Genomic DNA, 13,050 nt, shown 5'->3' with positions numbered 1-13,050 from the left:
CCACTGTCGACACAATCGATTCAGGAGCCATCCATGTCAGAGCCCGTAACCTTTATCCATCTCACCGATCTTCATATCGGTAACCCGGCTGTTGAAGACGATCATCTTTATTCCGACACGACGACGACGCTGGCGCGCATTCTGGCTGAAATCAAAACGCTCAAGCCGCAGCCTCGTTTCATGGTCGTCAGCGGGGACCTGACCAATCGCGGCGACGCTGGCAGCTATGAACAATTGAAGCGCCTCATGGCGGAAGCCGAACTCGACATGCCGGTCGTCTACGCCCTTGGCAATCACGACCGTCGTGATGGCTTCTATCCAACCATGCTCGGACGGGTCGACAATATTAATGCACCTTATGATCACGCGAAGGTTCTGGAGGGCGTTCACGTCATCGTGCTTGACACAAGTGTGCCTGGGAAGATCGGCGGCTTCTTCGAAGACGGCCAACTCGACTGGCTCAAGGCAGAACTTGATCGCCACGCAGACCTGCCCAAGCTTTTGGTCATGCATCACGCGCCAGCGCTTGATACTGACGATACTGACATGGAATGGGAAGCGCTCAGCTATGCTGATACCGAGGCGCTGCGTCAGGCTGTTGAAGGGCATAACGTTATCGGCATTTTGTCAGGACATATTCATTACGATCGCGTGAGCAACTGGTATGGCATTCCGGTCGTCGTAGGCGTCGGCCAGCATGCCGCCACTGACGTTTTGTGGCTGCATGAAGGACTTCGCATGCTGGAAGGCTCTTCCTTTGCTATCGGCACGCTTCGTTCTTCAGGACTCAGCATTACTTTCGCACCACAGCCATCCACACGGCGGGAGTTGCATAGCTTCACCTTTGCCGGGATGGCAGAAGTGATCCGCCGCTACGAAGCCGACGCACTAGCTGCCGAATGATTTCCAACGCGAAAGAAGCTATGACCATGCTTAAGAAGATAGTTTTCGGCGCGCTTGCGGTGGGGCTGACCTGGCCCGCGATTGCGGAGACGATGTCGGCGCAAGTGGACAAGCCTGTTACGATCACATTCTATAATTACAATCTCGCTTCCGCCGGTAATGGTGCGGAAGCGACCAAAAAAATGATCGCTGAATTCATGGCGGCGAACCCGAACGTCACGGTGCAGGGCGTGCCATATTCCGCTGCCGATACAAGCCGCATTCAGGCCGATCTGGCTGCCGGCCTGCCGGTCGATCTTGCCCAGACCGGCTTCATGTCGCTCGACTATGCACGGGAGAATTATGGCGCGAAGGCGTTGGAACATATTGTTCCCGCGCAGGAATTGGCCAGCCATTTCGAGGGTATGAGCCCGAATGGGCTGAAACTTGCCGTTATCGAGGGCAAGTCTTACGGCGTCCCATATACATTCTCGACGCCTGTCTTGTTCTACAATGCCGATCTGTTCCGTAAGGCTGGTCTCGATCCGGAAAAGCCACCGCGCAATTGGGATGAGCTGAAGCAGGATGCGCTCGCCATCAAGAACGCTGGCAATATGGGTTTCGCTGCGGGCATCACCGGGCCGGCCAACTATGACTGGTTGCTGCAGGGTGTAGTGCGCTCAAACGGTGGCGAGGTAATCTCCCGAGACCGAAAGACGCTGAAATTTGCCGAACCGGAAGCCGTTGAAGCGGTGAAAATGCTGCGCGATCTGCATGACGTGGGCGTCTACGAGAATCTGGATTTTAACAGCCAGCTGGAGAACATGGCCGCTGGCAAGGTTGGCATGTATCTTATGACAAGCGCCATTCAAGGCGCGCTTATCGCTGGGGCCAAGGATAAGTTCGAGCTTCGAGCCGCTCCCATGCCGCAATTCGGCGACAAGCCGACCAGGCCCAACAATTCGGGTAGTGCGCTCACCATTCATACCGATGATCCGCTCAAGCAGCGCGCCGCCTGGGAGCTGACGAAGTTTCTCACTTCCAAACACGGCTACACCATCGTGACCTCGGAGATTGGTTACCTGCCGCTTCGGCCTGATATTGTCAACGACCCACAATATCTGGGGGAGTGGGTCAAGGCCCATCCTCTTGTGGCGCCTAATCTCGACCAGCTTTCGCGCCTGGAGCCATGGGATCCTATGCCTGGCCCGAACTATGTACAAATCATCAATACCATGATGGACGGCGTTGAAGCATCGATCTTTGGAACCGGCGATGTACAGCAAACGCTAGTGGATGCTCAGACGAACGCGCAGGCTCTTATGCCTTAATTCTCGTCGGCCCGTCGTTTCAAGGCGGGCCGCCTTTTTGAAAGGCCGACAATGGCGCTGCTTTCTTCCTCAACTCCCGTCCGCACGGTAGGACTGCGAAAAGCTTCCCGCTCCCCGCTTGCTCCTTGGCTCTACCTGATACCGGCGCTGCTCACGCTCACCATCTGGGTCTATTGGCCTCTGGTGGACGCATTCCGGCTTTCCTTCTATCGCTGGAATATGTTGCCAACCGCGCCGCAGGTCTTTGTCGGATGGGACAACTATCTGCGCATTTTTTCCCTGCCGAAATTCTGGCAGGCACTGAGCAACACCGGCATTTATGTGCTGGGATTGCTACCGCTTTCTGTACTGATACCGCTGGCGCTCGCCATCTACACTCATGATTTGCCGGCCCGGGCGCGTACCGTCTATCGCGCTATCATCTTTGTTCCGATGATTATCGCCCCTGTTGTAGCCGCTGCCTTGTGGCGATGGCTACTCGATCCCGGCTATGGCCTCGTCAACACGGTTCTGCAAATACTGGGCTTGGGGCCGGTCAAATTTTTGACTGATCCATCGCTCGCGATCTGGACGGTGATCGGCATCACAGGATGGAAACTGATCGGTTTTTCCACTTTGATCCTCTCTGCGGCTAACGCGAATATCAATCCGTCATTGATTGAGGCTGCGCGAATGGACGGTGCAAACCAGTGGGAAATAATCCGTGACGTGCGTCTGCCGCTTTTGCGGTCGTCTGTATTGTTTCTGGTCATGATGACCATCCTGCTCGGTGCGCAATGGAGCTTTACCTACATCAATGTTCTCACAGGTGGTGGTCCCTTGGGTGCGACCTCCAATATCTATTATCTGCTGTGGGATTTCGGGTTCTCGTCGATGTCGGTTGGCTGGAGTTCTGCTGCCGCGGTCATTCTGTTCCTGGGCTTCAGCGTTGTTGCTTTTGTCCTTTTCCGTCTCATCGACAGGTATTCGTTCCATGACAATTGATGCAGTCTTACAGACTAAGGCGACGGGAAGGGCGCGCTTACGCCGCAGGAACAAGGCCCAATCGTTTGTGCAAACAGGCTTCGGCCATGCAACGATGGTTCTCCTGTCGCTGACCTGCCTTTTTCCCGTTTACTGGATGGTCGTTACATCGTTGCGCCCGGCCAATGCGCTCTTCGAGGCGAGCCTGTGGCCGAGCGCTGTGTCACTGGATAACTATGCCTATGCGCTCAACACCATTCCGATCATGCGCATGCTTGGCAATACGCTTCTCGTCTCTGCTGTCGTCACTGTGATCCAGCTCATTACCGGCTTGCTCGCCGCCTACGCATTTGCACGCTTCCGGTTTCGTTTCGACAAATTTGTTTACACGATCATCGCGCTGACCTGGCTTGTGCCGTTTCAAGTCGTGATGATTCCGAACTATCTCCTGGTTGCGCGAATGGGGCTTCTCAACAGCGTGGTCGCGTTGATCTTGCCGCATTTTGCCTCTGCACTGGCGATTCTTCTGCTCACCCAATCCATGCGCGGTTTTCCCAAGGAAGTGTTCGAGGCAGCGCGTGTGGATGGCGCGCGAAGCTGGCGCATTCTTTGGGAAGTCGTCGCGCCAAATCTGCGTGGCACCATCGCCTCACTGGCGATTTTGATCTTTATTTCGACCTGGAACGAATATTTCTGGCCGCTGCTTCTATCACGCAAAGCTGAAAACAGCGTGGTGCAGATTGGCATACAAATGTTCATGACAAGCGAAGGCAATCAATGGGGTCCACTCATGGCGGCCTCCACCATGGCCAGCCTTCCCATTCTGCTTATCTATATCGTTCTGCAACGGCAGGTCGTCCAATCTTTTATGAAATCAGGAATTCGTTGATGCACATGAAACATACCCGCCATATCCCGGTTGTGGGCACCTTCAATATTCGCGATCTCGGCGGCTACACCGGTCTGGATGGCGAAACCCAATGGCGTCGAGTGTTGCGAGCTGATGGCCTGCATCGGCTCGACGCTGAGGGCATGGCGTTGTTGGTCGATGAAGGTGTGACGACGGTGATTGACCTGCGCCATGATCGGGAATTGGAATCACAACCTGACCCGTTTCATGCGCATCCGGCGGTCACCTATCACAATGTTTCATTGTTCGAAGCACTCATACCCGAGCCTGGCGAAAAGGGGGATGTCCTTTACGATCTTTACATCAAGGCTCTGAACCACCGTCCGGTCGAAATTGTTCGCGTACTGACCATGATTGCCGAAGCGCCGGAGGGTATTGTGCTTTTCCACTGCACGGCCGGTAAAGATCGCACAGGTATCATAGCAGCATTGCTGCTGGCATTGGCAGGGGTGAATGCAGATATTATCGTGGAAGACTATGCGCTGACCGGCCCGATGATCGCGCCAATGATCGATGATATTCTCGCGCACGCTGCACTACACGGAACAGATCTGGAGAGCTTCCGCCCGCTTCTGGCTGCAGATCCACATACCATGGCTGACACGATCACTTATATCGATCAGCACTACGGCTCTGCTGCAGATTATCTGGCGAAGAATGGCTTAAGCGCTGCGACTGCCGCATTACTGCGCCGCCGCCTCATGCATGGAGACCTATCATGACTGATATTGTTATTTCGGATTTGCGCAAGACCTATGACGGTAAACCAGTACTGCATGGCATTGAAATGCAGGTCCCACATGGTCAGTTCGCGGTGATTGTCGGTCCATCGGGATGCGGAAAATCAACGTTGCTTCGCACGATAGCGGGGCTTGAGGATATCTCGTCAGGTTCTATACGTATCGGTGGCACCGTCATGAACGAGATTGACCCGGCGGATCGCGGTTGCGCTATGGTGTTTCAAAACTATGCGCTCTATCCGCATATGACTGTGCGTCAGAATATTGGTTATCCACTTCGCATCGCCAAAGTACCAAAAGGCGAAATCGAACGACGGGTGGGGGAAACAGCCGCTATTCTCAATCTGACCGACTATCTGGACCGACGTCCGGCGCAATTGTCCGGCGGCCAGCGCCAGCGTGTTGCCATGGGTCGTGCCATTGTGCGCGAACCGGATGTTTTCCTGTTCGATGAACCCTTGAGCAATCTTGATGCATTATTGCGCGTGCAGATGCGTATTGAGATCAAGCGCTTGCACAAGCGGCTGAAAGCCACATCGATTTTCGTCACTCATGATCAGGTTGAAGCGATGACACTCGCCGATATACTGATCGTGATGAATGGCGGTCGGGTTGAGCAAATCGGAGCTCCAGGCGAAATTTATAAAAAGCCTGCATCAGCCTTTGTCGCTGGATTTCTCGGCGCTCCGGCAATGAACTTGTTGCCCGCTACCGTCGGACCGCAAGGTCGCGTGACGCTCGACGAGGAAGGCTGTGAGCCCTTGCTCTTTACCCCCGCCTTACCGCAAGGGATGCCACTCACCATCGGCGTGCGGCCAGAAAAAATCAGTCTTGCAAGCGAAGAATTCCACGGTACACCTGCAACAGTTGATTTTATCGAGGAACTGGGAAACGCACGTGTGGCCTATTGCGCGCTCGGCGCGCATGAACTGGCTGTCATCCTGTCTGCCGAGGACATCCGCCGGGACGGCGAGCCTGTCAGGCTTGATATCGCGCCAGATGCCTGGCACCTGTTTGATCGTAGCACCGGAAAGCGAATTGAAACGCAATGCGTCGCTACCAAAGCCCCGTCAGAGCCCGTTGAAGAATGCGCTAAGCCGGTCCATTGCCTGTTCTAGCCGTTCGTAGCTTTCCGAGCCGAAGCACACCCGCAAGTGACTGTCGCCTGATTTGCCGTAAAAGCCACCGGCTTCCACTACAACGCCCGCCTCTTCAAGGATCATGTCGGCGGCCTGTTGGGAGGTGAGGCCCGTTCCGCTGATGTCTGGAAAGGCGTAGATGGTGCCTTCCGGGCTTTCACAGGTCACACCCGGCATCTGGTTGAGGCGGCTAACAACGAGGTCGCGCTTGCGGCGGTCATCGGCGACCATGTCGTCAAGAATAGCAGCCGGACCTGTGATGGCAGCCAGAGCGCCATACTGAATAAAGGTGTTGACGTGGGTAATCTCATTGGCCGTTAGCTTAAGGAAGGCTGGCATAAAGGATGCGTCGGCGACGACATAGCCCAGCCGCCAGCCGTCCATCGCATAGGCCTTGGTGAAGGCGAACATTGAGATGGTGCGCTCTTTCATGCCCGGAAGTGCTGCGATGGAGATGTGTTCAGAACCATCAAACAGGATCTGTTCGTAGACCTCGTCCGACACGATGACGAGATCATGTTTAATGGCCAGATCGGCCAGGATTTCCAGTTCGGCGCGGCTATAGACACGGCCCGTCGGGTTCGAGGGGTTAACCAGCACGATCATCCGCGTGCGCGCTGTAATCAACGGCTCGATCAGCTCCCGGCTGATGCCGAAATTCGTTTTGGGGTCGAGCGGTGCCAGCACCACGCGAGCACCGGTCATCTCGATTTTGTTAATGTGCTGGGGATAATATGGTTCCAGCAGGATTGCCTCGTCGCCCTCGTCGAGAAGAGCCATGAAAGCAACGAAAGATGCCTGGGTGAGGCCGTTGACCATGAGAATTTCATCGTTGGTCACGTCGATCTTGTTATATTCCGCGAGCTTCTTCTGCAGGGCGTTGCGCAGCTCTTTTTCACCGCGCATGTCGCTGTAATGCACGTGACCGTCGCGCAAAGCCTTGATTGCGGCGTCTTTGATGTGCGCAGGCGTGTCATGGAAGGGGCGACCGAGTTCAAGATGAATGAGGTCAACGCCGGAGGAAGCCAGCGCGGCAGCCTTCTGGAACATGCCGAAACTCTTGGGAGAGGTTTGCGTAATCCGCCGCGCAAAACGTGCCATCTGGTCATTCCTGTGCTGGTCTATCTTGATCCGGGTTGGGATTCCGGGCCGTTGTGCAGACTTCTTATCGAGTTTTGAGCGTTTGATCAAATGATATATCGGCTTGTTTTCGCCTCTGCGGCATGTAAAAGTTCGGCATAGTATTTTTCGCAATCCAACAAAGGAGTCTGGTTGTTGTCACTCGACGAAGGATTTGGTCCCGTTTCCGGCCGAGTGACCGTACAGGACGCCGTCTACCTGCAGTTGCGTGAGGCGCTATTGATCGGTCGTTTCGATCCGGGTCAGGTGCTGACCATTGCGTCGCTGTCGCAGACATTCGATACAAGCCATATGCCCGTGCGCGAAGCATTGCGGCGGCTTGCGGCGGAGAAGGCTCTTGAAGTGGCACGCAATGGTTCGGCGCGGGTCCCGCCGGTCAGCGTCGCCAGGCTTGACGACCTCTGTCAGGCGCGAGCTACGGTGGAAGGTCTTGCAACTGAATTGGCAGCGCAAGCAATTACTGCTGAGGAAATCGAAGCGCTGGAAGCCAATATCGTTCTGCATGAAGCTTGTGCTGGCGAGGAGCAGGTTTACGCAATGCTCGATCGCAATCGCGAATTTCATTATCTTATCTACAAGGCATCCCATTCTGAAGTCCTCATGCAGCTGATAGACACGCTATGGTTGCGGTATGGTCCGTATATGCGTATGTTGTCGGCCTATGTGCAGCCGCGCATGAAGGCAGAAGGCGACAAGGCTTATACACGGAATCACCGTCGTATTGTCGCGGCGATGAAATCGCGTGATGCAGGCCGTGCTCGTGAGGCAATGGTGTCGGATATACGGGATACACAGGATCTTTTTCGAACGCTGATCGTGGAATAACGCCCAGCTTTTGCATCGTAGCGTGCGATTTGGCGCCCAGAGATTTCCGTAATCGCATATAAATCAATAATTTAATAGATTTTCGATGGAGCGCAGAATACAATTGTGCGATCCGCACAGGTCACCGCATTGACGTCGCCCGAATACTGTGATCTTTTGATCAAAATATTTGAGGTCTGAAATGTCTGACTATTTCCTCTATCATTCGATCGGCACTTTCCCCGGCAAGGCGGAAAAGATGGGGGAAGCTCTGTCCGCTTTCTCCGCCGTTTGGTCTGCGGAGGATGATGGCCAATGGCCTGCCGCGCTTGCGGCCCGTCGGACTTTCATTGATGCTTGGCGCGGTGTGATCGATGCGCCGGAAGGCTCGCTGACCACGGCCGAGAATGTGACGACGGCGCTTTACAGTATCATCGGCGGACTGCCGGAAGAGCGATTGCGTGGTAAGCGGCTGCTTGTTGCCGCCGATTGTTTCCCCAGCCTGCATTTTATGCTGGCCGGTATCGCGCAGCGCTTTGGTTTTACACTGGACACGGTGCCTATGCGTCCCGGCGAGGCTTGGGTGCGCGACGAGGATTTCATCGCACGCTGGCAGGATGATGTGGGTGTGGCATTGCTGACATTCGTTTCGTCGACCACATCACATAAGGCGGATGTTGAAGCTCTTTGTGTTCATGGTCGGGCGATGGGGACACTGGTCGGTGTCGATATCACACAAGGCGTCGGCGTTCTGCCATTCTCGGTCAAGACAGTTGAGCCGGATTTCGTCGTTTCCACCTCGTTGAAATGGCTATGCGGCGCTTCGGGTGCAGGGATCGTACAGGTCAGGCCGTCATTGCTGGCTGATCTGCGGCCAGAGCTTCGCGGTTGGTTCAGCCAGGAGAACCCGTTTTCCTGGGATCTCGACGGGTTTTCCTATGCGGACGATGCGCGACGCCTGGATCACGGTACACCAGCGATCCTGGCTTCCGTCGCGTCTCTGCCCGGTATTCAATGGGCGATGGAACAGGGTGTCGATAACATCCGGGCGAACAATCTTGCCAGCGCCCATGCCATCATCGCACGTGCACAGAATCTCGGTTGGAAGCTCGTCTCGCCGACCGATGACGCTCGGCGCGGCGGCAGCGTAATGCTGACTCTGCCAGCCGATGTTGTTCCGGCGGCGGTGATATCGGCGCTGCGCGAGCAGAAGATCTATTGCGATGCGCGGGGCAGCACGATGCGGCTTTCGCCTGGTTGGGTTACGTCAGCCGATGCGGTCGACCACCTCTTTACTGCGCTGGAACGCATCGTACCCAAACAAGCTGCCTGATGCAGGTGACAGGCACAGATAACTATCGATCATAATCAGAGACAAGAAGTCCAGAGAGGAACCATGTTTAAGAAAGTCGTTATCCTGACAGCTGCAGCTCTGTCGTTGATGGTTTCGTCCGCATTCGCGGACGGCAAGATTGTCGTCGGCTCCTATGCCGCCAACCCTCCATGGGAATTCAAGAACGAGAAGGGCGTCTTCGAGGGCTTTGAAGTCGATGTTGCTACCGAAGCCGCAAAGCGCCTCGGCATGGATGTTGAATTCCAGCCTCTCGGCTTTCAGGCACTGTTTGCCGCGACCAGTTCAGGTCGCGTCGATTTTGCCATTTCGTCGATTTCGGTCACGAACGAACGCCTGAAGACGCAGTCCTTCACGCAGCCCTATTATGACAGCGACGGCACAATCGTTGGCAAGGCTGATTCCTCGGTCAAGACATTGGAAGACCTCAAGGGCAAGGTGATCGGCGTTGTCGCTGGCACCACCGGTGAGAGCTGGGCAAAGGAAAATGCCGAAAAGCTTGGCATCGCTGATGTCAAAAGCTATGCGGCTCAACAGGATCTGCTGCTCGACGTGCAGACTGGCCGAATTGTGGGTGGCGCTGGTGAACTGGCCGGTTTCCAGTACGCGATCCAGAAAATGCCAGCCCTGAAGGTTCTCGTCCGCATTCCGACGGGTGAACGCTTTGCCATGATGGCCAAGAAGGACCTTGAAATCCTGCCGAAGGTCAATGACGAGATTTCCAAAATGAAGGAAGACGGCACTCTCGCCGCCATTCACAAGAAGTGGTTCGGTGTCGAACCGGATGCTGGCACCTCGACCGTCAAGCCGATGCCGGTTCCATCCGCGCAATAAACAAGAGTGGCTGCGTCGGTTGTCTGGCGCAGCCGCCTCTCAAACCACCTCAGGATTTCCGGATTGGTGCCATGGGTCTGATCGAAACGTTTTTCAATTGGGACATTCTCGTCCGGTCCTTTCCGATCCTGCTGCTCGGGCTGGGTAACACGCTGCTGCTGGGCATAACCGCGATTTTCTTCGGTAGCCTTTTCGGCCTGCTACTCTGCTTTGTGCGCCTCTATGCGCCCAAACCGTTTCAATATATCGCCATCGGCTATATCGATATCTTTCGGGCTCTGCCAGTTCTGGTGGTCCTGATCCTGATCTATTACGCACTGCCTTTCGTCGGCATTTCGTTTTCGTCCTTCACCTCGGCGACGCTGGCGCTATCGATGGTCTTGGCGGCCTTTACTGCCGAAGTTTGCCCCGCCGGTATTGAGAATGTGCCAAAGGGACAGTTCGAGGCGGCGGTTTCACTTGGTCTGCCTTTCTGGCAGGCAATGCGCAAGATCATCCTGCCGCAGGCGCTCAAGGTCATGGTGCCCCCGCTGACCTCCAATTGCATCTCGACCTTCAAGGACACGGCGCTCGCTTCGGTTGTTGCCATGCCTGACCTGCTTAAGCAGGCCAACGACACACAAGCGCTGATGGCCAACCCAACGCCTTTGATTGGCGCCGCGATCATCTATTTCGCTTTCCTCTGGCCGATGGTTCGTCTGGTCGGCTATCTCGAAAAGCGCAGTGCTACTGCAAAGACTGCGCGCTGAACGCGACAAGACTGGCTTCCCCGATGACCGAAAAGTTCTCAGCCTACACGACCGACCGACCAGCTATCATCATGAGTGGCATCAACAAGTGGTACGGTAATTATCACGCGCTTCGCGATGTGAACCTTTCCGTCGCGAGGGGCGAGCGCATTGTCATTTGCGGGCCGTCAGGCTCGGGAAAATCGACAACCATCCGCTGCATCAATCAGCTTGAAAAGCACGAAAGCGGCTCGATCGTCGTCGACGGCATAGAGCTTAACGGCAAAGGCCCGCAGCTCGATGCAATCCGTCGCGAGGTTGGCATGGTGTTCCAGCATTTCAACCTCTTTCCGCATCTGACGATCCTGGAAAACTGCACCATCGCGCCGATGACAGTGAAGAAGATTCAGCAAAAGGAAGCCGAGGAGCTTGCCCGCAAATATCTCGAGCGTGTGCGCATAGGCCATCTGGCGGACCGCTATCCTTCGCAGCTTTCGGGTGGGCAGCAGCAGCGTGCGGCAATTTCGCGGTCGCTCTGCATGCAGCCCAAGGTGATGTTGTTTGACGAGCCGACCTCCGCGCTTGATCCGGAAACTGTGGGCGAAGTGCTGGATACCATGATCGCGCTCGCCGAAGACGGCATGACCATGCTGGTTGTGACCCACGAAATGGGCTTTGCACGTCGCGTTGCTGACCGGGTGATCTTCATGGATCACGGTGCGATCTGCGAGGAAGCCAAGCCGCAGGATTTTTTCACGGCGCCTAAGAGCGAGCGAGCTGCAGCCTTTCTCCAGCAGATCATGCACTAGCCGCGAAAGCGACACCAACATTCGTTTGGGAGTATCTCGATGCCTACAGCTTTTGAAAGCGCCGGAGCGTTTCCGGTGGACCGCGCGCGCGCCCATTTTCCGGCTTTATCCCTGCCGGGCAATCCGGTTTTCTTCGACAATGGAGCAGGCGCACAAGTGCCTCAAGGCGTTATCGACGCCGTCAGCAACCACATGCTGCATCGCATGGTGCAACGGGGAGGCCGATATGCATCGAGCCGCGCGGTGGATCAGGCGATAGCTGAGGCGCGCCAGAGCGTTGCCACTCTCGTCAATGCCTATGATCCGGCGGAGATTTCCTTTGGCATGAACGCTACTTCGTTCATCCGGCTTGTCAGTCTGGGCATCGCCAAAATGATTGATCAGCGCAACGAGATTATCATTACCGATATGGATCATGACGCCAATATCTCGACTTGGCTTGCGCTTGAGAGTCAGGGCGTGAAATGCGTCTGGTGGAGGATGCGCGAGGACGGCAACCTGCATGTCGATGATTTGAAGCCACTGCTGAACAATCGCACACGCCTGGTAGCTGTCACGGTGGCCTCGCATTCTATCGGGTCGCTTGTCGATGTCTGTACCGTCGCGGAATTGGCGCATGCTGCCGGTGCGGAAGTCTTCCTTGATGCCGTCCATTATGGACCACATGGTCTGATTGATGTGCAGGCTTGGGATTGCGACTATCTTGTCTGTTCCGGCTACAAGAATTTCTCACCGCATATGGGTTTTCTCTGGGGCCGGTTTGAGTTGCTTAGAGCCCTGCCGACTTTCAAGGAAGATTTCATCCCCGACGTGCCACCACACAAGATCGAAGTGGGCACCTTCACCTATGAAAATGCTGTGGGTATGGGGGCAGCGGTTGACTATCTGGAAGCGCTTGGCCGTAATTTCGAGGCATCGTCGGTGCAGTCACGTCGCGACGATTTAGTTGCTGGCATGACGGCTATCAGGACCTATGAGACGACGCTGTCGCGTTCTGTTCTGAAGGTGCTGAAGTCGCATGGTGCCATCATCTATGGGGTGTCAGACGAGGCACGCATTGCCGAACGTGTGCCAACTTTCTGCTTCAACGTGCCGGGCAAGCAGCCTGCCGACGTCGCTCAGGCCATGGCAGATGCAGGTATCATGATCCGCGACGGTCACCTGTTTGCGCCGCGGCTGATGGCGAGGCTGGGGCTCAGCATGGACAGCGGCGCTCTCCGCGTAACCCTGGTGCACTACAATACGATTGAAGAGATCGCTCACTTCGACCGGGTACTGACATCAATTCGGGATTGAAGGCAATTCGCTGTCAATAATCTGGCGCATAGGATCCGCGTCGGTCATGACCCGTATCCCAAACGGTTCCGTCACGACCACGGCAGGGCTTGCAGGGGGGGACAAAGCTATTCGCGCGGCTGC

At 55.6% G+C, this 13,050-nt stretch carries 13 protein-coding genes; 12 read left to right on the top strand and 1 reads right to left on the bottom strand.

Features of this window, described 5'->3' with window-relative positions; genetic code table 11:
* Positions 1 to 33 precede the first annotated feature (33 nt).
* Genes FGI60_RS06085 through ugpC form a run of 6 tightly spaced genes read left to right on the top strand, consistent with a single transcriptional unit; the run spans position 34 to position 5,944 of the window.
* Positions 34 to 903 carry a metallophosphoesterase gene (locus FGI60_RS06085; protein WP_138784377.1) on the top strand — a complete coding sequence of 290 codons (870 nt, stop codon included), beginning with the start codon at positions 34 to 36 and terminating at the stop codon, positions 901 to 903.
* 26 nt (positions 904 to 929) lie between these two features.
* Positions 930 to 2,213: an ABC transporter substrate-binding protein gene (locus FGI60_RS06080; RefSeq protein ID WP_171058709.1), complete on the top strand. Its 1,284-nt coding sequence runs from the start codon at positions 930 to 932 to the stop codon at positions 2,211 to 2,213.
* 51 nt (positions 2,214 to 2,264) lie between these two features.
* The gene (locus FGI60_RS06075) at positions 2,265 to 3,197 is read left to right on the top strand and encodes a carbohydrate ABC transporter permease (protein WP_138784375.1); all 933 of its coding nucleotides are present in this window, start codon (positions 2,265 to 2,267) and stop codon (positions 3,195 to 3,197) included.
* Complete coding sequence (locus FGI60_RS06070; RefSeq protein ID WP_171058708.1) at positions 3,187 to 4,065, top strand: carbohydrate ABC transporter permease; 879 nt, start codon at positions 3,187 to 3,189, stop codon at positions 4,063 to 4,065. The genes FGI60_RS06075 and FGI60_RS06070 overlap by 11 nt, the downstream gene beginning before the upstream one ends.
* Positions 4,065 to 4,808 (top strand): tyrosine-protein phosphatase, encoded by a 744-nt coding sequence (locus FGI60_RS06065; RefSeq protein WP_138784374.1) that lies wholly within the window; start codon positions 4,065 to 4,067, stop codon positions 4,806 to 4,808. The genes FGI60_RS06070 and FGI60_RS06065 overlap by 1 nt, the downstream gene beginning before the upstream one ends.
* Positions 4,805 to 5,944 (top strand): sn-glycerol-3-phosphate ABC transporter ATP-binding protein UgpC, encoded by a 1,140-nt coding sequence (gene ugpC / locus FGI60_RS06060; RefSeq protein ID WP_138784373.1) that lies wholly within the window; start codon positions 4,805 to 4,807, stop codon positions 5,942 to 5,944. The genes FGI60_RS06065 and ugpC overlap by 4 nt, the downstream gene beginning before the upstream one ends.
* Here the strand turns inward: ugpC and FGI60_RS06055 are convergent.
* On the bottom strand, positions 5,897 to 7,066 hold the full coding sequence (locus FGI60_RS06055) for a pyridoxal phosphate-dependent aminotransferase (protein ID WP_138784372.1): 1,170 nt from the start codon (positions 7,064 to 7,066) through the stop codon (positions 5,897 to 5,899). The genes ugpC and FGI60_RS06055 overlap by 48 nt on opposite strands.
* A gap of 174 nt (positions 7,067 to 7,240) precedes the next feature.
* Here FGI60_RS06055 and FGI60_RS06050 point away from each other — a divergent pair, with 174 nt between their 5' ends.
* The 6 genes from FGI60_RS06050 (at position 7,241) to FGI60_RS06025 (ending at position 12,927) form a co-directional block, all read left to right on the top strand.
* Positions 7,241 to 7,930, top strand: coding sequence for a GntR family transcriptional regulator (locus FGI60_RS06050; protein ID WP_138784371.1), 690 nt, complete (start codon positions 7,241 to 7,243; stop codon positions 7,928 to 7,930).
* Between the two features lie 181 nt (positions 7,931 to 8,111).
* Positions 8,112 to 9,242, top strand: coding sequence for an aminotransferase class V-fold PLP-dependent enzyme (locus tag FGI60_RS06045; protein WP_138784370.1), 1,131 nt, complete (start codon positions 8,112 to 8,114; stop codon positions 9,240 to 9,242).
* Between the two features lie 63 nt (positions 9,243 to 9,305).
* On the top strand, positions 9,306 to 10,094 hold the full coding sequence (locus FGI60_RS06040; RefSeq protein ID WP_138784369.1) for an ABC transporter substrate-binding protein: 789 nt from the start codon (positions 9,306 to 9,308) through the stop codon (positions 10,092 to 10,094).
* Between the two features lie 71 nt (positions 10,095 to 10,165).
* On the top strand, positions 10,166 to 10,843 hold the full coding sequence (locus FGI60_RS06035; protein ID WP_138784368.1) for an amino acid ABC transporter permease: 678 nt from the start codon (positions 10,166 to 10,168) through the stop codon (positions 10,841 to 10,843).
* A 23-nt stretch (positions 10,844 to 10,866) separates the two neighbouring features.
* The gene (locus FGI60_RS06030) at positions 10,867 to 11,631 is read left to right on the top strand and encodes an amino acid ABC transporter ATP-binding protein (protein ID WP_138784367.1); all 765 of its coding nucleotides are present in this window, start codon (positions 10,867 to 10,869) and stop codon (positions 11,629 to 11,631) included.
* A 39-nt stretch (positions 11,632 to 11,670) separates the two neighbouring features.
* Complete coding sequence (locus FGI60_RS06025; RefSeq protein ID WP_138784366.1) at positions 11,671 to 12,927, top strand: cysteine desulfurase-like protein; 1,257 nt, start codon at positions 11,671 to 11,673, stop codon at positions 12,925 to 12,927.
* Positions 12,928 to 13,050 lie beyond the last annotated feature (123 nt).

The organism is Brucella haematophila, from assembly GCF_005938105.1.
Classification (GTDB): domain Bacteria; phylum Pseudomonadota; class Alphaproteobacteria; order Rhizobiales; family Rhizobiaceae; genus Brucella; species Brucella haematophila.
This window is presented reverse-complemented; position numbering and strand designations above follow the sequence as displayed.

Excerpts from the sequence above, each read along its gene's own strand:
- FGI60_RS06085 (WP_138784377.1), top strand. The coding sequence starts at position 34 with ATGTCAGAGCCCGTAACCTTTATCCATCTCACCGATCTTCATATCGGT.
- FGI60_RS06080 (WP_171058709.1), top strand. The coding sequence starts at position 930 with ATGCTTAAGAAGATAGTTTTCGGCGCGCTTGCGGTGGGGCTGACCTGG.
- FGI60_RS06075 (WP_138784375.1), top strand. The coding sequence starts at position 2,265 with ATGGCGCTGCTTTCTTCCTCAACTCCCGTCCGCACGGTAGGACTGCGA.
- FGI60_RS06070 (WP_171058708.1), top strand. The coding sequence starts at position 3,187 with ATGACAATTGATGCAGTCTTACAGACTAAGGCGACGGGAAGGGCGCGC.
- FGI60_RS06065 (WP_138784374.1), top strand. The coding sequence starts at position 4,065 with ATGCACATGAAACATACCCGCCATATCCCGGTTGTGGGCACCTTCAAT.
- ugpC (WP_138784373.1), top strand. The coding sequence starts at position 4,805 with ATGACTGATATTGTTATTTCGGATTTGCGCAAGACCTATGACGGTAAA.
- FGI60_RS06055 (WP_138784372.1), bottom strand. The coding sequence starts at position 7,066 with ATGGCACGTTTTGCGCGGCGGATTACGCAAACCTCTCCCAAGAGTTTC.
- FGI60_RS06045 (WP_138784370.1), top strand. The coding sequence starts at position 8,112 with ATGTCTGACTATTTCCTCTATCATTCGATCGGCACTTTCCCCGGCAAG.
- FGI60_RS06040 (WP_138784369.1), top strand. The coding sequence starts at position 9,306 with ATGTTTAAGAAAGTCGTTATCCTGACAGCTGCAGCTCTGTCGTTGATG.
- FGI60_RS06035 (WP_138784368.1), top strand. The coding sequence starts at position 10,166 with ATGGGTCTGATCGAAACGTTTTTCAATTGGGACATTCTCGTCCGGTCC.
- FGI60_RS06030 (WP_138784367.1), top strand. The coding sequence starts at position 10,867 with ATGACCGAAAAGTTCTCAGCCTACACGACCGACCGACCAGCTATCATC.
- FGI60_RS06025 (WP_138784366.1), top strand. The coding sequence starts at position 11,671 with ATGCCTACAGCTTTTGAAAGCGCCGGAGCGTTTCCGGTGGACCGCGCG.